This is a genomic window from Cutibacterium sp. KBN10P07758 (assembly GCF_050286205.1).
GTDB classification, from domain to species: domain Bacteria; phylum Actinomycetota; class Actinomycetes; order Propionibacteriales; family Propionibacteriaceae; genus Cutibacterium; species Cutibacterium acnes.
This window is the reverse complement of the sequence record NZ_JBNNQV010000001.1, coordinates 220,173-239,484: the sequence shown is the minus strand read 5'-3', so window position 1 is coordinate 239,484 and position 19,312 is coordinate 220,173. Positions and strand designations below refer to the sequence as shown.

19 protein-coding genes, 1 tRNA gene and 1 pseudogene are annotated in these 19,312 nt (G+C 61.3%); 19 read left to right on the top strand and 2 right to left on the bottom strand.

Annotated elements, in window-relative coordinates:
* The first annotated feature begins 66 nt into the window (after positions 1-66).
* The 7 genes from ACOYO3_RS01205 (at position 67) to ACOYO3_RS01175 (ending at position 6,919) form a co-directional block, all read left to right on the top strand.
* Positions 67-143, top strand: a tRNA-Pro gene (locus ACOYO3_RS01205).
* Positions 144-354: 211 nt separating this feature from the next.
* A complete protein-coding gene (locus tag ACOYO3_RS01200) occupies positions 355-894 on the top strand; it encodes a type 1 glutamine amidotransferase domain-containing protein (protein WP_002516283.1) in 540 nt (179 codons plus the stop codon).
* 299 nt (positions 895-1,193) lie between these two features.
* Positions 1,194-2,861 carry a peptide ABC transporter substrate-binding protein gene (locus tag ACOYO3_RS01195; RefSeq protein ID WP_002526132.1) on the top strand — a complete coding sequence of 556 codons (1,668 nt, stop codon included), beginning with the start codon at positions 1,194-1,196 and terminating at the stop codon, positions 2,859-2,861.
* 72 nt (positions 2,862-2,933) lie between these two features.
* Entirely contained in the window at positions 2,934-3,857 is a 924-nt protein-coding gene (locus tag ACOYO3_RS01190) for an ABC transporter permease (RefSeq protein WP_002518178.1), read from the top strand.
* Between the two features lie 46 nt (positions 3,858-3,903).
* On the top strand, positions 3,904-4,821 hold the full coding sequence (locus ACOYO3_RS01185; protein ID WP_002519534.1) for an ABC transporter permease: 918 nt from the start codon (positions 3,904-3,906) through the stop codon (positions 4,819-4,821).
* Between the two features lie 45 nt (positions 4,822-4,866).
* Entirely contained in the window at positions 4,867-5,868 is a 1,002-nt protein-coding gene (locus ACOYO3_RS01180) for an ABC transporter ATP-binding protein (RefSeq protein WP_002516303.1), read from the top strand.
* Positions 5,858-6,919, top strand: a complete 1,062-nt coding sequence (locus ACOYO3_RS01175; RefSeq protein WP_002516371.1) for an ABC transporter ATP-binding protein — start codon at positions 5,858-5,860, stop codon at positions 6,917-6,919. Before ACOYO3_RS01180 ends, ACOYO3_RS01175 begins: the two co-directional genes overlap by 11 nt.
* A gap of 227 nt (positions 6,920-7,146) precedes the next feature.
* Here the strand turns inward: ACOYO3_RS01175 and ACOYO3_RS01170 are convergent, their stop codons facing one another.
* On the bottom strand, positions 7,147-7,392 hold the full coding sequence (locus ACOYO3_RS01170; RefSeq protein WP_002516274.1) for a type B 50S ribosomal protein L31: 246 nt from the start codon (positions 7,390-7,392) through the stop codon (positions 7,147-7,149).
* 96 nt (positions 7,393-7,488) lie between these two features.
* Between ACOYO3_RS01170 and rpmB the strand changes: the two genes are divergently transcribed.
* The 5 genes and pseudogenes from rpmB to ACOYO3_RS01145 all read left to right on the top strand — a co-directional run bounded on the left by rpmB (position 7,489) and on the right by ACOYO3_RS01145 (position 8,817).
* Entirely contained in the window at positions 7,489-7,725 is a 237-nt protein-coding gene (rpmB, locus tag ACOYO3_RS01165) for a 50S ribosomal protein L28 (protein WP_002514593.1), read from the top strand.
* Positions 7,725-7,895 carry a 50S ribosomal protein L33 gene (rpmG, locus tag ACOYO3_RS01160; RefSeq protein ID WP_002514594.1) on the top strand — a complete coding sequence of 57 codons (171 nt, stop codon included), beginning with the start codon at positions 7,725-7,727 and terminating at the stop codon, positions 7,893-7,895. The genes rpmB and rpmG overlap by 1 nt, the downstream gene beginning before the upstream one ends.
* The gene (gene rpsN / locus ACOYO3_RS01155) at positions 7,895-8,200 is read left to right on the top strand and encodes a 30S ribosomal protein S14 (RefSeq protein ID WP_002516294.1); all 306 of its coding nucleotides are present in this window, start codon (positions 7,895-7,897) and stop codon (positions 8,198-8,200) included. Before rpmG ends, rpsN begins: the two co-directional genes overlap by 1 nt.
* Before the next feature lie 4 nt (positions 8,201-8,204).
* Entirely contained in the window at positions 8,205-8,375 is a 171-nt protein-coding gene (rpmF, locus tag ACOYO3_RS01150) for a 50S ribosomal protein L32 (protein WP_002514596.1), read from the top strand.
* A gap of 77 nt (positions 8,376-8,452) precedes the next feature.
* Positions 8,453-8,817, top strand: a pseudogene (locus tag ACOYO3_RS01145) (FKBP-type peptidyl-prolyl cis-trans isomerase).
* A gap of 12 nt (positions 8,818-8,829) precedes the next feature.
* Here ACOYO3_RS01145 and ACOYO3_RS01140 read toward each other — a convergent pair.
* Positions 8,830-10,701, bottom strand: coding sequence for a glycoside hydrolase family 3 protein (locus ACOYO3_RS01140; RefSeq protein WP_002524473.1), 1,872 nt, complete (start codon positions 10,699-10,701; stop codon positions 8,830-8,832).
* 236 nt (positions 10,702-10,937) lie between these two features.
* Here ACOYO3_RS01140 and ACOYO3_RS01135 point away from each other — a divergent pair, with 236 nt between their 5' ends.
* From ACOYO3_RS01135 to cas2e, 7 genes are all read left to right on the top strand, one after another.
* A complete protein-coding gene (locus tag ACOYO3_RS01135) occupies positions 10,938-12,965 on the top strand; it encodes a urocanate hydratase (RefSeq protein WP_427305718.1) in 2,028 nt (675 codons plus the stop codon).
* Positions 12,965-14,161, top strand: coding sequence for an allantoate amidohydrolase (locus ACOYO3_RS01130; protein ID WP_002516352.1), 1,197 nt, complete (start codon positions 12,965-12,967; stop codon positions 14,159-14,161). The genes ACOYO3_RS01135 and ACOYO3_RS01130 overlap by 1 nt, the downstream gene beginning before the upstream one ends.
* Entirely contained in the window at positions 14,158-15,498 is a 1,341-nt protein-coding gene (locus ACOYO3_RS01125; protein ID WP_002525482.1) for a formimidoylglutamate deiminase, read from the top strand. The genes ACOYO3_RS01130 and ACOYO3_RS01125 overlap by 4 nt, the downstream gene beginning before the upstream one ends.
* Positions 15,495-16,685 carry an imidazolonepropionase gene (gene hutI / locus ACOYO3_RS01120; RefSeq protein WP_002524477.1) on the top strand — a complete coding sequence of 397 codons (1,191 nt, stop codon included), beginning with the start codon at positions 15,495-15,497 and terminating at the stop codon, positions 16,683-16,685. The genes ACOYO3_RS01125 and hutI overlap by 4 nt, the downstream gene beginning before the upstream one ends.
* A 129-nt stretch (positions 16,686-16,814) precedes the next feature.
* Positions 16,815-18,356: a histidine ammonia-lyase gene (gene hutH, locus ACOYO3_RS01115; protein ID WP_002519539.1), complete on the top strand. Its 1,542-nt coding sequence runs from the start codon at positions 16,815-16,817 to the stop codon at positions 18,354-18,356.
* A gap of 176 nt (positions 18,357-18,532) precedes the next feature.
* The gene (locus tag ACOYO3_RS01110) at positions 18,533-18,871 is read left to right on the top strand and encodes a hypothetical protein (RefSeq protein WP_002519540.1); all 339 of its coding nucleotides are present in this window, start codon (positions 18,533-18,535) and stop codon (positions 18,869-18,871) included.
* Positions 18,872-18,873: 2 nt separating this feature from the next.
* On the top strand, positions 18,874-19,218 hold the full coding sequence (gene cas2e / locus ACOYO3_RS01105; RefSeq protein WP_002516265.1) for a type I-E CRISPR-associated endoribonuclease Cas2e: 345 nt from the start codon (positions 18,874-18,876) through the stop codon (positions 19,216-19,218).
* Positions 19,219-19,312: the final 94 nt, after the last annotated feature.

Sequence of the window (19,312 nt, the reverse complement as noted above, 5' to 3'; positions counted from 1 at the left end):
GCGCTTTCGACCAAGCTGGGTTAAAGTATGCGTCGGCCATTCCAATGGGAAAGATGACCGTGGTCGCGGGGTGTGGCGCAGTTTGGTAGCGCGCTTCGTTCGGGACGAAGAGGTCGCAGGTTCAAATCCTGTCACCCCGACCATCCATTCTTCAGTTGACAGATTTCGTCAGCTTTGGGGACTCACCCTGATCTTGTATCACCTCTCAAGGGGCCTATTCTGGCCGTGATCTCACACTGTGGGCCCTGCCGCGGCAACAGTGTGGTGGCCGGGGAGGCTCCACTGTGCCGAAATCGGAATATTTCAGCCTTTGGTCTTGTTCCACCACTGAAAGCGATTGAAGGAGGAACCACCGTGGCTGCACGCGCACTTATCGCCGTCACCGACTTCGGAGTCGAGGAGGCCGAGCTCGTCGAGCCCCTCAACGCCCTCAAGAAGGCCGGCATCGAGGTAACCGTCGCCTCCAACAGCGGCGAGTCCATTCAAACCGTCACCGGCGACAAGGATTGGGCGTCCAAGGTGAACGCTGATTCCAGGCTTGCCGACGCCAAGGCTTCCGATTACGACTTGCTCGTCATCCCCGGTGGCACCGTCAATGCGGATACCTTGCGTATTGACGAGGACGGACGCCGCCTGGTCAAGGAGTTCGCAACTGCTGGCAAGCCAGTCGGGGCTATCTGTCACGGACCGTGGGTACTGATTGACGCCGACGTTGCCAAAGGCAAGACGATGACCTCCTATATCTCCATTCGACCGGACCTTGAAAATGCCGGAGCTTCCTGGGTAGACAAGGAACTTTTCCGTTGCCCCGGCAACGGCTGGGTACTACTTACCTCGCGCAACCCCAACGATCTACCCGCCTTCGCTAAGGCTCTGGTCGACGAGATCTCCTGATTCACACAACTTCAGAAGAAAGGGACTCGCATCTGCAGGTGTGGGTCCCTTTGCGTATGTCCAAGGGCACGACGATCTGTGTTCCGAAACCCCTAAAGCCTGCGATGACGCGGTGGACTACCCCAGATATCTCCACATCGTGAGACTGACGTCCACCCAATCGAATAATTATACACATGTTTCAATATGGTCACGATCTTGTATCAGCCTTACGAAACGGCTGACGAATGACGCTTCGCGATGGCATGGTGTCCCGAAACCGTCGGTTGGATGCCGACGTGACGTGAGAAGGAGACACCATGCGTCACATGAGGCCACTCATTGCGCTGTCCCTCGCAGGTTTGATGACGCTGTCAGCCTGCGGCGAGGATGTCGCGGCCAAGGATGACTCGGCTGCCGGATCGTCAGCCGCCGGCGGCAGCAATAACAGCGCCCCGGCCAAAGACGGCGGATCAATCACCGTTCGCGGCTGTACCCCACAGAACCCGCTCATTCCGTCCAACACCAACGAGACCTGCGGCGGAAATGTCCTCGACGCCGTCACAGCCCGCCTTATCCATTACAACCCTGACACCGCCAAGCCGGAGATGGACATCGCCCAGTCCATCGAGACCAAGGACAACCAGAACTTCACCGTCAAGATCAAGCCGGGATACAAGTTCTCCGACGGCACCAAGGTCAAGGCTCAGAATTTCGTCGCCGGTTGGAACTGGGCCGCCTACGGCCCCAATGCCCAGCAGTCCGGCTACTTCTTCGAGCCGATCGAGGGGTACGCCGACGAACAGTGTGGTGACGAAGCTTGTAAAACCAAGCCCAAGGTCAAGACCATGAGCGGCCTCAAAGTCGTTGACGACCACACCTTCACCATCAAAACCACCGAAAAGGTCTCTAACCTCAAGGTACGTTTGGGCTACACCGCCTTCGCCCCACTGCCGGATGCCTTCCTCAAGGATCCGACCAACAAGAAGTGGGAGAAGATGCCAATCGGCGCCGGGCCATACAAGGTCACCGACAACACCGCCACCGCGATCACCGTCGCCAAGAATGAGAACTACGCCGGGGCGTACCAAGGCCACGTCGACAAGGTCACCTTCAAGATCTACAACGACGCCAGTCCGGCCTACAACGACACGGTCGCCAACAACCTCGACATCAACGACCTCGTCCCGACCGACCAGCTCACCAACGACCAGTGGAAGAGTGACCTGTCTGGCCGCTGGGCCATCCGTCAGTCGGGCATCAACCAGACACTGACCTACTCCGGCAAGGACAAGCAGCTGGCCAGCAACAAGGACCTAGTTAAGGCCCTTGGCATGGACATCGACCGCGAGACCATCACGAAGCAGATTTTCGCTGGCTCCCGAACCCCCGCTGATGGCTGGGTCTCCCCCGTCGTCGACGGGTACAAGAAAGACCAATGTGGCCAGATGTGCAAGTACGACAAGGACAAAGCCGTCGAGCTGTACAAGAAGTCCGGTGGGTACAAGGGCACCCTGACCATTGCGGTCAACGGTGATGGCGACCACAAGGCATGGTCTCAGGCGATCTGCAACGGCTGGAAGAACGACCTTGGCCTCAAGTGCCAGCTCAAGGTCACCCCGGACTTCAAGACCCTGCGCGACATGATCACCAAGCGCCAGCTCCAGGGCTTCTTCCGCACCGGATGGCAGATGGATTACCCCTCCATCGAGAACTTCTTGACCCCGATGTACGCCACCGGCGCCTCAAGCAACGACAACGACTACTCGAACAAGGCCTTCGACGCCAAGCTCGCAGACGCCGCTGCCGCTACCAACACTGGGGAAGCCAACAAGCTGTACCAGGAGGCCGAGAAGATGCTGGTGGAGGACCCACCCAACATCCCGCTGTGGACGACCTCGACCCCATTCGCGTGGTCAAACAAGGTCGCCAATGTCAAGCTCACTCCATTCGGCACGATTGATTTCCAGTCGGTCAGCGTGAAGTGATTCATCCGTGATGACGCACCCGTCGGTCTGCCGAATTAGTCTCGACGGACCGACGGTGTCGTGAGGAACACCATGTCCAGATACATCGTCAGACGCATCCTCCAGATGATTCCGGTGCTCATCGGGACGACGTTCATCATTTTCTGTTTGGTCTTTGCCTTGCCCGGTGACCCTACGGCCGGACGATGCGGTGAACGCCCTTGCCCGCCCTCCTACGTCGCGGCATTCCGGGCCGAATACAACCTCGACAAACCACTACTCGTCCAGTACGGCCTGTACTTGGAGAAACTGTTGCACGGAAACCTCGGCGTCGACTATTACGGCAACACCGTCGTCTCAGAGCTCGGTGCCCGCTACCCCGTGACGATCAAGCTGGCGATCATCGCCCTGCTCGTTGAGATCGTCATTGGCATCCTCGCCGGTGCGTGGGCGGGTGTGCGACGCGGCAAATTCATCGACTATTTCGTCCTGGTGTCCTCGCTCATCGTCATTTCAATCCCGATCTTCGTCATCGGTTCGCTGGCACAGCTTGTCTTCGGTCTGCGGCTGGGCTGGTTCCCAGTGACAGCCGGGGACGGCTCATGGGGAGCACTCGTCCTGCCAGGACTCGTGCTGGGAGCGTTGTCAGTGGCCTACGTGGCCCGCCTGACAAGGTCGAACCTGCTGGAAAACCAGCGAGCCGACTACGTGCGCACCGCCAAGGCTAAGGGCATGTCGCCGTCACGGATCGTGACTGTGCACACCCTGCGCAACTCCCTCATCCCCGTGATCACCTTCATCGGGTATGACTTCGGTGCCCTTATGGGTGGTGCCATCGTCACCGAGCGCATCTTCAACATCAACGGGATCGGCAATTACGTCTACCGGTCGATCAACCAACGCGACGGTGTCTCGGTGGTCGGTGCGGTGACCTGCCTCGTGTTGGTATATCTGCTCGCAAACCTCCTCGTCGACCTGCTGTACGGGGTACTCGACCCGAGGATTAGCCATGACTGAATCACGTACGAACCTTTCCCCGCTCGGCTCTAGCGGTCCTGAGGCCATGGCCGATCCCACGCCCGGCGAGAACGATGTACTGGGCAACTCCAAGCCGCGCTCGGTGTGGAATGACGCCTGGGATTCCCTTGAACGCAACCCCCTGTTCTGGATATCGGTGACTCTTATCGTCGTCTTTCTGGTCATGGCGGCCGTCCCGGCTATCTTCACCTCGAAGGACCCCACCGACTGCAACCTGTCAGCGGCCCGGCACATCCCTTCGGCGGTACACTGGTTTGGTACCGATATCCAGGGGTGTGACGTGTACTCCCGGACGGTGTACGGGGCCAGATCGTCGATCCTTGTCGGCGTTCTCGCCACCTTGGGAACGACCATTCTCGGTGCCTTCATCGGTCTGGTTGCGGGCTTCCGCGGCGGCTGGCTCGACACCCTGCTGAGCCGAACCGGCGACGTTTTCTACGCCATCCCGCTGCTGCTCGGCGGCATCATCACCTTGTACACCTTTCCCAACGAGCCTGGCACCCCGTATCTCGTCATGGTGCTCAAAGTGGTGGGGGCGATCATCATCCTCGGTTGGCCGTCCATCGCACGACTTATGAGGTCGTCGGTGCTTCAGGTACTACCACACGACTACGTACAGGCAGCTCGCGCGCTCGGGGCGTCGTCGTGGCGAATCATCCGCTCGCACATCCTGCCCAATGCCGTCGCCCCGGTAATCGTAGTGGCCACCATCAATCTGGGTGCTTACATCGCCATCGAGGCGACACTGAGCTATCTGGGCATCGGCCTGCAAGAACCAGCCATCTCGTGGGGTGTGTCGATTTCTGACGCCTCCGGGTTGGGATACGTCCGGTCGGCACCGTTCATGCTGCTGTTCCCGTCACTATTCCTGTCTCTGGCGGTGCTGGCGTTCATCTTCCTTGGCGAGGCGGCACAGGACGCCTTCGACCCCAAACAGCACTGAGGTTTCGACATGGCACGAAAGACACTCACGCGCGCTCGTCTTCACATGGAACCGGTTGACGGGCTGCTCCTTAAAGTCGACGACCTGCACGTGGAGTTCCGCACCCGTGACGGGGTAGCCAAGGCCATCAACGGGACGAGCTTCACCTTGTCTGAACGCGAAACCCTCGCCATTCTCGGTGAATCAGGGTCGGGTAAATCGGTGACTGCACAGGCAATTATGGGCATCCTCGAATCCCCTCCAGCCCAGATTACTGGCGGGCGGATTGAGTACTGCGGGGTAGACCTGCTGACGGTGCCGGAAAAGAAACGTCGTCAGATCCGTGGCGAGCACATCTCGATGATCTTCCAGGACGCGTTGTCGTCGCTGAACCCGGTATTCCCGGTCGGATGGCAGATCGCCGAAATGTTCCGTGTTCACCGCGGTATGAACCGCTCTGATTCGATGTCCGAGGCGATCCGCCTCATGGAGAGGGTTCATATTCCCGCCGCCAAGGAGCGTGCCAACAACTACCCACACCAGTTCTCTGGCGGTATGCGTCAGCGCATCATGATTGCGATAGCGATCGCACTCAACCCGTGGGTGCTCATCGCCGACGAGCCGACGACGGCCCTCGACGTCACTGTTCAAGCCCAGATCATGACCCTGCTCAAAGAGCTCCAGGAGGAGTCCGGCATGGGGTTGATCCTCATCACCCATGATCTTGGGGTGGTAGCCGACGTGGCCGACGACATCGCGGTCATGTACTGCGGTCGGTTCGTCGAGCACGCTGACGTCCGCCGTCTCTACGACAACCCCGCCCACCCGTATACCGTCGGTCTGCTGGATTCCATCCCGCGCCTGGACCAAAAGGGACACGAGCTATACGCCATCGGCGGTCTGCCGCCATCCCTAACGAACCTGCCATCAGGGTGCTCCTTCCACCCGCGCTGCCGCTGGGCTACCGAGGAATGCCGCGTCGGCGGCGCTCCCCAGTTCGTCGAAGTCGAGCCCGGACGCTGGGCCGCCTGCCACCACACCGAGGAGGTCCTCCGTCGTGACCGTTAAGACCACAGCCGACAAAGCTAAACCCATTTTGTCGGTACGTGACCTCACCAAGCATTACCCGCTCAAATCCGGCGTGGTGCGCCATACCGTCGGCTACGTCAAGGCTGTCGACGGGGTCAGTTTCAACCTCTATCCTGGCGAGACACTCGGTGTCGTCGGAGAGTCTGGGTGCGGCAAGTCCACGCTGGGGCGTCTGCTGGTAAACCTCGAGCCGCCGACGTCGGGCACGATCACCTTCGAGGGACGCGACGTGACGAATCTCACGGGATCGGCGATGCGCAAACTGCGTCGTGACATTCAGATCGTCTTTCAAGACCCGTATACCTCGTTGGATCCGCGTATGACGGTGGGGGACATCGTCGGTGAAGCGTTCCGAATCCATCCTGACGCTGTACCGCGTCGCAAGCGAACCGAGCGGGTCAAAGAGTTGCTCGACCTCGTCGGGCTTAACCCGGAGCACATCAACCGCTACCCGCACGAGTTCTCCGGCGGCCAGCGCCAGCGCATCGGAATCGCCCGCGGCATTGCCCTGAATCCCAAGGTGCTGGTGTGCGATGAGCCGGTGTCAGCGCTGGATGTTTCGGTGCAGGCTCAGGTCGTCAACCTGCTACAGAAATTGCAGCGGGAACTGGGGATGGCGTACATCTTCATCGCCCACGACCTGTCGGTGGTGCGCCACATCTCCGATCGTGTGGCCGTCATGTACCTCGGGAGGATCATGGAGATTGGTGACGAGGAGCAGATCTACGAACGTTCCACTCACCCGTATACCCAGGCCCTGCTCTCGGCGGTGCCGGTGTCCGATCCCTCGGCGCGAGGTATGCGTCACCAGATCCTGCTACATGGCGATGTGCCCTCCCCGGCAAATCCGCCCTCCGGGTGTCGCTTTCACACCAGGTGCTGGCGGGCGCAACCGTTGTGCTCGGAAAAGGAGACCACCCTGACGATGCACGCCGACGGTCACGGCGAACATGCTTGCCGGTGTCACTTTGCCGAGATCTTCGAGAAGGCCTCGGACGACATCAGCCCCGTCTCTCGCAAGGAGAGCTGACATCGGTACCAACGCCTCACTGAGAACACAAGCACCCGCCACAGTCCACGTGGCGGGTGCTGCATCCAGGGACTGGACGATGCCAGGGATCAGTCGGCATGCCGATCGACAACGGCACACTCTTCATTGTCAATCGAGTCCAGGTCTTCCTGCGTCGTCACCACGTCAATAAATCACCCCCTCAGCCCGTCGTATCCAACGAGAGACGCGTATGCCATCCCGATGTCTCATTTCTTGCCGTAACGCCGGTTGAACTTCTCAACTCGTCCGGCGGTGTCGACAATCTTGGCCTTGCCTGTATAGAACGGGTGGCTGGCCGAGGTGATGTCGACGTCGATGACGGGGTAAGTATTGCCGTCCTGCCACTTGATCTCGGTGGAACTGGTGACCGTTGACCTCGTCAGAAAAGCCGTGTCCGCCGAGATGTCTCTGAAGACCACCGGGTGGTAGTCGGGGTGGATGCCTTGCTTCATCAGTGTCCCTCCAGCTGTGCGTACGACGAGTTCGCATCTCGTCGTCGTCAGTATATGATAATGATTCTCATATGCAACCCATGGTAGGAGATACCCATGTCACGACGCTGTCAGGTCCGCGGCACCAAGCCAGAATTCGGCAACAACGTCTCGCACTCCCAACGTCACACCAAACGCCGCTGGAACCCTAATATCCAAAAGAAGCGCTACTGGGTGCCCTCGTTGGGTAGAAAAGTCACCCTGACTCTGACCCCCAAAGCAATCAAGGAGATCGATCGCCGCGGCGTAGATATTGTCGTCGCCGAGATGCTCACACGAGGAGAGAAAATCTAATGGCCAAAAAGACCACACAGCTGCGCCCAATCATCAAGCTACGGTCGACAGCTGGAACCGGTTACACCTACGTCACCCGTAAAAACCGACGCAATACCCCGGATCGTCTCGTCCTCAAAAAATTCGATCCCATCGTGCGTCGTCACGTTGAGTTCAAGGAGGCCCGCTAATGGCCAAAAAGTCCAAGATTGTCGCCCAGAAGAAACGTGAGAAGCTCGTAGCCCAATACGCCGAAAGGCGCGCCGAACTCAAGGCCATCATGAAGTGCCCAACTGCCTCATTGGACGAACGCATGGAGGCATCGCGTAAACTGTCTCGCCTGCCGCGCGATTCATCCCCCGTGCGGTTACGTAACCGTGACCAAGTCGACGGGCGTCCCCGCGGCTACGTTGGCAAGGCCGGTGTGTCCCGTGCCCGTTTCCGTGAGATGGCCCACCGCGGCGAACTCCCCGGAATCACGAAGTCAAGCTGGTGAAGCCATGGCAGTACCGAAGCGAAAGAAGTCCCGTTCGACCACGCGTCATAGGCGGGCCCAGTGGAAGACCACGCCAACACAGTTGGTTGAGATCCGCGTTGAGGGCAAGGTCCTGCGCGTCCCGCGAAATCTGGTCAAGGCCTACCACTCTGGGCTGATCGACGTCGAGGACTGAACCCTGGGAGCCTGGGCGGTCCAGCATGACTGCTCAGGCTCATTACCAAAACGCGTCGATCCCGTAGGGTTGTCGTCATGAGCAAGCCCGAAGTGACCCTGCCGATTCCGCCCCCGACGACCTCGTCGTTGAGGACATCACCATCGGCGACGGCCCTGAAGCGTCCGCTGGCAACCTCGTCGAAGTGCACTACGTCGGCGTGGCCTTAAGCAATGGTCGTGAGTTCGATTCTTCCTGGAACCGCGGTGAGCCGCTGACCTTCCAACTAGGGGCTGGCCAGGTGATCCCCGGGTGGGATGAAGGTGTCCAAGGTATGAAGGTCGGTGGACGACGCAAACTCGTCATCCCCCACCACCTTGCTTACGGTCCGCAAGGAATCTCCGGTGTGATCGCTGGCGGTGAGACGCTGGTCTTCGTCTGCGACCTTGTCAACGTCATCTGACGTGACCCCCGCTCAAGCAGTCTTCGCGCCCGGGCCCTCATAGGGTCCGGGCGTCGCGCGGTAGCTGAGCCCGAAACCGCGCGGAAAAGCTGTGCCTCCGTTCGGGTCGGGCACCCGTACCGGAAGTCGCCCCACCGGGTTTCGTCCAGCCATCATCGCGACAGCCGCAACCATGCTCACCTTGCGGTTGGAGTAGACAGCTAGTGCGGCATGCGGGCGATGAGTCATCGCCACGTCGTACGGGGTCCCTGTCATAATCTCCACGACCGGATTCCCGGTCCGCGCCAGAGCCTTAACCATGGCGTCCTGGGCATCTCCACGTTTCAACCCGTGCGTGACCACGATGACGGCATCAACACCGACAGTCACCGCTTTCTCGACATCGGCTGTCGTCGGTTCCTGTCCGGTTGACGGAACAAGAATCGGGGTGAATCCGGCCAAGCGCAACGGCTCGACGAGGTACTCCGGATTACCCCGACGTGTTCCGGTGACGAGCACCCGTGACGGCTTGAGCGGCAGAGTGCCGTCATTGACCAGCATCGTCACCGACCTGGCAGCGATGTCGTCAGCAACCTTGCGGCCAGATCGTACCTCACGATCGGCCGCCGCGAGGTCAACCGGCCTGCCCGTAATGCAGCGACGCCGCTTCCAAGAGAGGATGCGCAGCACCGATTCGTCGAGACGCCGCTCGCTAACCCGACCGTCCGCGATAGCCCTCCGCATCGCTGTGACGACGGCATCAGCGTCATGGGGGTTCAGCAAAATGTCGGATCCGGCTTCGAAAGCCTGCACCGCAACACGCCCCCGGATCGGTTTCATAAAGGCGTTGAACTCGGCACTCGCATGCCCCTCATCGGCCGCCGTGGGGTCATTGCCCTCGGCGTCGGCAGCAGCCTTGAGCCTGGTATACGTGCCCTTCTCGTCCTCGGTCATGACCGCAAGCTGGGCGCCCTCCATGTCCAGGGCGTCGGTGGTGATGATGCCGCGATACCCCATCTGTTCGCGCAGCAGGCCAGTAAGCACTTTCTTCGACAGGGTGGCCGGCATCGTCGGGTCCAAGGTCTTAACGATGATGTGGGCTGTCATGATCATGTCCACTTCCGCGCTGATCGCCATGCGGAAGGGCACCAGGTGACGCTCCAGGGTAGTGCGACCGTACTCCACGACCGGAAGACCAAGATGGGAGTCGATCTGGGTATCACCATGACCTGGGAAATGCTTGGCGGTGGCCGCAACCCCTCTGGATTGAATGCCGCGAATCTGCTCGACGCCGAGTACCCCGACGCGCACCGGATCGTCCCCCATGGACCTCACCCCGATTACGGGATTGGCTGGGTTAGTGTTGACGTCAACGTCCGGGGCGAAGTCCACGTTAATGCCCAGGGCAGCCAGCTCGCGACCGAGCACCGCGCCTTGGGCACGCGCAGCGCTCGGGTCATTGACAGCACCCAGCGCCATATTCCCTGGAAATTCGGTGGCCGGGGAGGTAATCCGCGCGACGATACCGCCCTCCTGATCGACAGCGATGGCCAACGGCGCCGTCGACGACGTCCTCGCCGCCTCTTGCAGGCCGTTGGAAAGGTGGGCGACGGCGGCCGGATTCGTGGGCGTCGAGATGTTACCGGACCAGTTGAAGTACAGCACCCCGCCAAGGTGGTACTTCTGCACGGCCTGGGCCGGAGTGCGGACGTCATCGCCAAAGGCCAGCTGATTCTTCCTCGCCATTGAAGCGTCGTCAGCGCTGGCACCGAAGACATGGGTCCATAGCACTTGACCGATCTTCTGGTCCAAGGTCATGGAGGCGAGCTGAGACCGGGTGTCATCCGCTGCCGCTCGCGACAGCGGAAGGGCTGATGCCGCAAAGGCTCCAGCCGCGGCGGCCATGACAGTGCGTCGTTTCACGGTACTTCTCCTCATGTTGTGTTCTCGTCTGGAGTTGTGCCAACGGCTGAGGCTGACCAGTCTAAGCAGGTCGGTTCGCATGACATCTCCACCCGTAGTGATACGGTCAATGGTGTCTCCCTGACGAGACAACCTCCGGCGATCACACCGACGCGATTCGCCCATGGCAATTGTGTGTGCGACCTCGCCAGGATCGTCACGCCACAACGACACCAAGAATGTATTGGGGGAAGCAAACGATGTACGACAACAGCAGCACTACCGCAGCTATGACGATCAAACTCGACGCCGAGTTCCCCCCTGACCCGGTTTTCGAACCCGGTATCCGTCGAGCCCCATCGCGTGGATTCCACCTCACCCCCGATCAGACCAAGATCGCGCTGCGCAATGCTCTGCGTTATCTACCCCCGGAGTTGCACGAGAAGGCTGTTCCGGAGTTCCTCGAGGAATTGCGTACGTATGGCCGCATCTACGCTTACCGGTGGCGTCCAGCCGGGCATATCAAGGGACGCCCAATCGACGATTACGAGGGTCGTTGTACCGAGGGCAAGGCCTTCCAGGTGCAGATTGACAATAACCTCGACTTCGACGTCGCCCTCTATCCCTACGAACTCGTCACCTATGGCGAGACCGGTAGCGTCTGCCAGAATTGGCTGCAGTACCGGCTCATCAAGAAATACCTCTCCCAGCTCACCGAGGACACCACCTTGATCGTCATGAGCGGTCACCCGCTGGGGCTTTTCCCGTCGCGCCCAGAATCCCCGCGTGTCATCATCACCAACTCCCTCATGGTCGGCCATTTCGACAACCAGAAGGACTGGGAGATCTGTGAGGAGATGGGGGTGGCGAACTATGGACAGATGACCGCCGGCGGCTGGATGTATATTGGCCCGCAGGGCATCGTCCATGGCACCTTCAACACCATTCTCAACGCCGGAAGAATCCGGCTGGGAATTCCCGCTGACGGGGATCTCTCCGGGGTGCTTTTTGTCTCGTCAGGTCTCGGTGGCATGTCCGGGGCCCAGCCCAAGGCCGCCGAGATCGCCCACGCCGTCGGGATCATTGCCGAGGTCGACATGTCGCGCATCCAGACCCGACTGGATCAGGGTTGGGTGGGTCACGTCTCTGACGACCTTGACGAAGTTTTCGCGCTAGCCAAAAAACACATTGACGAACACACCCCAATCTCCATCGCCTACCACGGCAACATCGTCGATCTGTTGAAGTACGCCGTCGACAACAACATCAACATCCCGCTGCTATCGGACCAGACCTCCTGTCATGCCGCTTATGACGGCGGTTACTGCCCGCAGGGGCTGACCTTCGAGCAGCGCACCGAACTGTTGGCCCGCGATCGTGACGAATACGCCCGCCGCGTCAACGAATCCTTGCGCACGCACTACGAGCTCATCCGCACCCTCACCGACCGCGGCACCTATTTCTTCGATTACGGCAACGCCTTCATGGCCACCGTCTTTGAGTCCGGGGTGACCGAGATCGCCAAGGACGGGGACGCCCGCAACGGGTTCATCTGGCCGTCCTACGTTGAGGACATCATGGGCCCGGAACTCTTCGACTACGGCTACGGGCCGTTCCGGTGGGTGTGCCTGTCCGGCAAGCGCGAGGACCTCATTGCCACCGACCATGCCGCGATGGATTGCATCGACCCGAATCGCCGCGGCCAGGATCGCGATAACTACATCTGGATCCGTGACGCCGAGGCTAACAACCTGGTCGTGGGCACCCAGGCGCGCATCCTCTACCAAGATGCTCAAGGCCGTATGGACATCGCCTTGCGATTCAACAAGATGGTCCGCGATGGCGAGATCGGACCGGTCATGCTGGGACGTGATCACCACGATGTCTCCGGGACTGACTCTCCCTTCCGTGAGACCGCCAACATCAAGGACGGCTCTAACGTCATGGCTGATATGGCTACCCAGTGCTTCGCCGGCAATGCCGCCCGCGGCATGAGTCTGGTGACCCTACATAACGGCGGCGGAACCGGCATTGGTAACGCCATCAACGGCGGGTTCGGGCTCGTCCTGGACGGCTCTGAGCGGGTCGACAACGTCATTCGCAGTTCTCTGCTGTGGGATGTCATGTGCGGGGTGGCGCGACGCGGCTGGGCCCGCAACGCTCACTCCATCGAGACGGCCACCGAGTTCAACCACGAGCACAACGACGCCCAAATCACCCTGCCCTACCTGGTAGATGACGCCCTTATTGACGGATTGGTGAAGTGATGACGACCTGGACTGCTGCCAGTCTGCTGGCTGAAATCGCCGCGATTGGACGCAACGAGGACGGCTCTTATTCGCGGTTTTGCCTACGTCCCGAGGAGGTGGCGCTGCGGGAATGGTTCGTCGCAAAGGCCACCGAGTTGGGGCTGGCGATCGTCACGGACGCGAACGCTAACATCTGGGCGTGGTGGGGAACTCCGGGTCCCGACGCCGTCCTGACGGGGTCCCACCTGGATTCTGTGCCCGGCGGTGGAGCCTACGACGGGCCTCTCGGCGTCGTCTCGTCATTGGTGGCTGTGGCGAAGATGCAAGAAGCCGGGATCATGCCGGCGAAACCTTTCGCAGTCGTCGCCATGGCTGACGAAGAGGGCGCCCGGTTCGGAATGCCCTGTTTGGGGTCGCGGCTGGCGTCGGGCAAGCTCAGCAAAGCTGAGGCCCACACGCTCGTCGCTCGAGATGGGCAGTCCTTGCCGGACGCGTGGCGAGAGGCCGGCTTGAACCCCGATCTCATGGGTCCCGACGACGTTCTGCTTGAGGCATCCTGCTTTGTTGAATTGCACGTTGAGCAAGGGCGAGGTCTGGCGGATGTGGGACACCCGGTCGCAATTGCCACCGCGGTACGACCACATGGACGTTGGCGTGCCGAGTTCACCGGCCAGGGAAACCACGCCGGAACGACCCTCATACCCGATCGTCATGACCCGGTCGTCCCGATGGCGCAGACCATACTGGCAGCCCGGGAGGCAGCAGAACGCGAGGGTTGCGTGACGACGGTCGGGCGGATCAACGTCGAGCCAGGTGGTACCAACGTCATTGCCTCGGCCGCGACGATGTGGCTGGACTGCCGAGCCGAGGAATCACAGACCGTCACCAAAGTCGTCGAGGACATCCAGCAGGCCTCAGAAACTGCCGCTGACAAGCAGGGGTGCCAGGTTGTCTGGACCCGCGAGTCGTGGACCGATCGCACCGCATTCGACCTGCGCGCGCGGATGCTACAGATCCTCGGCGAGGACATCCCCCAGCTATCCACCGGGGCTGGCCATGACGCCGCAACGTTAGCGACGACGATGCCTACCGGGATGCTCTTCGTCCGCAATCCCACCGGGGCTTCTCACTGCCCCGCAGAATCAGCGAGTGACGCCGACTGCGAAGCCGGGGCCGAAGCGCTGCAAACCGTGCTAGAGGAGCTCGTCAAATGAGCACATGGTTTTTCCCGAGCGCCCTGGTAGAGGGGCGGATTGCGCACAACGTGCGCGTCCAAAGCCAGAACGGCGTCATCACTGCGGTGACGATAGGGGCCGAACCTCATCGACACACCTTCGATGGGGTCGCTGTGCCGGGATTCGCCAATACTCACTCCCATATTTTCCACCGCGGGCTGCGCGGGGCCGGGGAGGGCGAAGATTTCTGGTCCTGGCGCACCGAAATGTATCGACTAGCCAACCGTCTCGACCCAGACTCCTACTACCGACTGGCGCGAGCTGCCTTTGCTGAGATGGTGGCGGCCGGATACACCAGCGTAGGTGAGTTCCACTACGTCCATCACCAGCCTGACGGGACGCCCTATCGCGATCATGCGATGGAATTAGCCCTTGTCAACGCCGCCATTGAAGCCGGGATTCGCATCACTGTCCTCGACACCTGCTACCTGCACGCCGGACCGGGAGCGTCCCTTGGCGTAGACCAGAAGAGGTTTGGTGACGGTAGCGTCGAGGGGTGGTTGGAGCGTTGGCGCGCGCTGCGTGATGCTCTGCCCGACTCCCCCTTGGTGACGGTGGGCGCAGCTCTACATTCGGTGCGGGCCGTCAGCCCCGACGAGATGGCCACAGCTGTAAGTGGACTACCGGAACGTGTACCCATTCACATCCACGTCTCCGAGCAGCCCCGCGAGAGCACCGAATGCTTGGCTGCACATGGCCTGACGCCGACAGCAGTGCTGGACCGAGCTGGGGTGCTCTCCGACCGCACTACCATCATCCATGCCACCCATCTGACCGGCGGCGACATCGCCATGATTGCGGCTTCGGATACCGTCGTCTCACTGTGTCCAACCACCGAGGCCGATCTGGGTGACGGCATCGCGCGGGTCAAGGACCTGCAGGATGCCGGGGTGCGCATGGCAATTGGGACTGACGAGGACGTCATTACCGACCCCTTTACCGAATTGCGGATGCTGGAATCCACTGCTCGCTTGGTCACTGGGACGCGCGGTGTCATTGGTTGTGAGGCGCTGTGGAAAATCGGTACACGAAACGGGGTTGAGAGTCTCCGTCCGGCAGCTGAGCCGCTTCCACGCCAGACTTCCACACCCGGGCCTGGATCCGCTGGGCTGGCCGCCGGGGACCCCGCCGATATTGTCGTCGTCGAGCCGTCATCAGCACGCCTGGCCGGGGTGGACCCGACGCGCTGGCCCCTAGTGGCAACAGCCAATGACGTAGCGGCCACTATCGTCGCTGGGGAGTGGAACCGGCTTGATGCCGCAGTCGCCGAGGACCTGCGCCACGTATTAGACGAACTGAGAGGCCGTGACTCGTGAGCATCGTCATCAATAACATCGGTCTGCTTGTTACCAACGATCCATCTGTCGGTACTGACGAGCTCGGACAAATCCGCAATGCAGCCGTCGTGATCTGCGGGGATCGGATCGCTTGGGTAGGTCCGTCAGCACAGGCTCCGGCGGCCGATCACCAGTCCGATATGGCCGGAGCCTGTGTCATACCAGGTTTCGTCGACTCTCACAGCCACCCGGTTTTCGCCGGTGACCGGAGCGATGAGTTCGACGCGCGGATGAACGGGCAGAGGTACGAGGCTGGCGGGATTTTGCGCACTGTTCGGCGCACTCGGGAGGCTCCCATGGGGTTCCTCGACGCCGTCATGACCGGGATCCTCGACGAAATGGCACGCAGCGGGACGACGACCGTTGAGGCCAAGACGGGGTACGGGCTCGATGTCGAGACGGAGGTCAAGCTGGCGCGTGTGGCCAGTTCTCACACTGACGAGGTCACCTTCTTGGGCGCTCACGTCGTCGCACCTGAGTGCCAGCCTGATGAGTATGTCCGTCTGGTGTGTGGCGAGATGCTGCACGCCGTGCGCCCCTATGTGCGCTGGATTGATGTGTTCTGCGAGACCGGCGCCTTCGACCCCGACCAGACTCTCGAGATCCTGCGCGCTGGCACGGATGCCGGGCTGGGCTTGCGCCTCCATGCAGCCCAGCTAGGCCCCTCCGAGGTCATCCCACAAGCTTGCGAGTTGGGTCTGGCAGCCGTCGATCACTGCACCTTCTTGTCCGATGAAGACATTGACGCTCTCAAGGCCACCGGAACTGTGGCGACCCTGCTTCCGGCCGCAGAGTTCAGCACCAAACAGCCCTACCCTGACGCCCGTCGCCTCATTGACGCAGGTGTGACGGTCGCGTTGGCTACCGACTGTAATCCCGGCACCGCATTCACCTCGTCGATACCATTCTGCCTTGCCATCGCGGTACGCGAGATGGGTATGACGCCAGAGCAGGCCCTCTGGTCAGCGACTGCAGGCGGTGCCGCGGCACTTCACCGCGATGACGTGGGCGTGGTGAAACCTGGCGCCCGCGCCGATCTGGTGAGCTTGGCCGCCCCGTCGTGGCTGCACCTCATGTATCGCCCAGGTGTCCCCCTCATCGACCGGGTTTGCAAAGCGGGCCGGTTCCTTAGGCTGGACCAACCAAGGCTACGACTCGACGGCTGACATCAGAATCGTCGCTTACCCTCGGCCCGGCGCCGTTCGGCAGCGGATCGGCCACGTTGGTTGCATCGGAGACGACGGGCCCTGACCATCACAGACACAATCGCCACGACGACGTGGCTCCAAGAAAGGATGACCATGAACCCAACCACCGTTGACGCCGGTGCCCCGCTCACTCCCCGCGACGTCGTCGCAGTCGCTCGGCTGGGAGCCCAAGTGACCGTGGGAGAGGACGCGATAGAGCGGGTCAAACGGGCCTCTGACCTCGTCGAGAGCCTGGCCGACGACCCCACCCCTCATTACGGCATCTCCACCGGCTTCGGTGCGCTGGCCTCGACCCGGGTGCCGCGTGACTACCGCGTGGCTCTGCAGCATTCACTCATCCGTTCTCACGCCGCGTCGACCGGACCGCGGGTCGAGAGCGAGGTCATCCGCGCCATGATGACCCTGCGCCTCAAGACGATGGCATCTGGCCACACCGGCGTACGTCCGAAGGTCGTCACTGCCTACGCCGATCTGCTTAACTCCGGGCTCGTCCCAGTCGTGGGGGAATATGGGTCTCTTGGCTGTTCGGGCGACCTCGCCCCGCTAGCCCACTGTGCCCTCGTCCTGACCGGCGAAGGGACCGTCCTCACCCCTGACGGTGACGAAGTCGATGCGGCTACCGGCCTGGCCCAGGCCGGGCTGAAGCCTGTGTCCCTGCGCGAGAAGGAGGGGCTGGCCCTCATTAACGGCACTGACGGCATGCTCAGCCAGCTCATCATGGCCCTAGCTGACCTCGACGTTCTCGTTCCGACGGCTGATCTGGCGACCGCAATGACCGTCCAGGCGCTGTGCGGCATTGATCGGGTCTTCGCCCCTGACCTTCAGGCCCTGCGGCCCCATCCAGGCCAGGCCACCTCGGCCGCCAACATTCTCGCTTTGCTAGAAGGTTCTGACCTCATCCAGGCCGGTCGTGAAGGTGCCGCCAAGCGAGTCCAAGACGCCTACTCCTTGCGCTGTGCCCCACAGGTCCACGGCGCCGTCCGCGACACGATGGCCCATGCCCTGCAGGTAGCGAAGGTCGAGTTGGCCTCGGCTGTCGACAACCCAGTCATCACCGACGACATGAGGGTAGAGTCCAATGGCAACTTCCACGGCGCCCCCGTGGCGTATGTGCTTGACTTCTTGGCGATTGCTGCAGCCGACCTCGCGTCGATGAGTGAGCGCCGCACCGACCGCATGCTCGACCCGGCCCGCAACCGTGACCTACATCCCTTCCTGGCCGACGATCCCGGCGTCGACTCCGGGCATATGATCGCTCAGTACACTCAGGCCGGCATCGTCTCGGACATGAAGCGACTGGCCGTACCGGCCTCAGTGGACTCCATTCCAACCTCAGCCATGCAGGAAGACCACGTCTCGATGGGATGGTCGGCTGCCCGCAAACTGCGCCGCGCCATCGACGGTATGGGAGCAGTCATTGGTATCGAGATCCTGACCGCCGCCAAAGCCATCCAAATGCGCGGTTTGGAGCCCTCGAAGCTGGTGGCCGACGTCATCGAACGAATGCGCCAGACCATTCCTGGCCCCGGGCCAGACCGCTTCCTCGCCCCCGAAATCGACGAAGCCCACCGCCTGGTGGCCTCCGGCGAGCTCCTCGAGGTCGCCCGTCAGAGCGTGGAAGTGAGTTAACCACGCACGATTCGTGTACATGGCTCCGGTAGCCTGGGGCGTGCTCTGCCCATGCAGAGGTGAGCCAGTTGAGTTGCGTGTCGTCCGCATCTCGAGTGTCCTCCCCGCCGCTGCGGGGGTCGGCGGCGAGCTGTGATTCATCTACATCGAGCACTGCATTGTCAACCGGGATTCCAATGCCATCACGGCATCAAACCAGCGGGGGGACGGTACATGTCCCGGCGTCGATCATCGGAGCGCTGCTACTCGGCCCAGGAACCAATGTCACCCATCAGGCGATGGTACTCCTGACCGAGTCAGGTGCGGCGACTGGCGACATCGATGACCTTGCTGGGGTCACTCGACGAGCCATGCGCGATGCCTTCCACGAGTCGAAACTACTGACCAAGTGTGTGCAGGACATCCACGTCCTCCTGGACGCCCCCGGTGATCCTGACGAGGGATACGGCTGGGACATCGTCGACTTGTGGGACGACCGGGAAGGCGTAGTGGCCGGTGGAAGGTCCTGGGGCTAATCATGACCGTACTTGTCCTCACCGCATGTCCAGCGGATCTACGCGGACATCTCACCCGATGGCTGCTCGAGATCAGCCCAGGAGTTTTCGTCGGTCACGTTCCGGCTCGCGTCAGGGATGCACTGTGGGACAGGGTCATCGAGATGCGCCGGGATGGCCGCGCGATCTTGGTGTATACGGTTCGCGGTGAACAACACTTCGAGTTCCGGGTGCACCGCCATGACTGGGAAGTGGTCGACTTCGACGGGCTGAAGCTCATGCGGAGGCCAAACAATCGAGGTCAGACCTCAACACTCCGGCCAGGGTGGAGTTCAGCTGCGCGGCGCCGCAGAGCTTCGACACGTTAGACCGAGTACACTCGTATCTGGTAACTGCTCCTGCATCAGTCGTAGTCGGCTGGTGTATTCCCCGCCTATGCGGGGGTAGGCCGAAGCCACACAC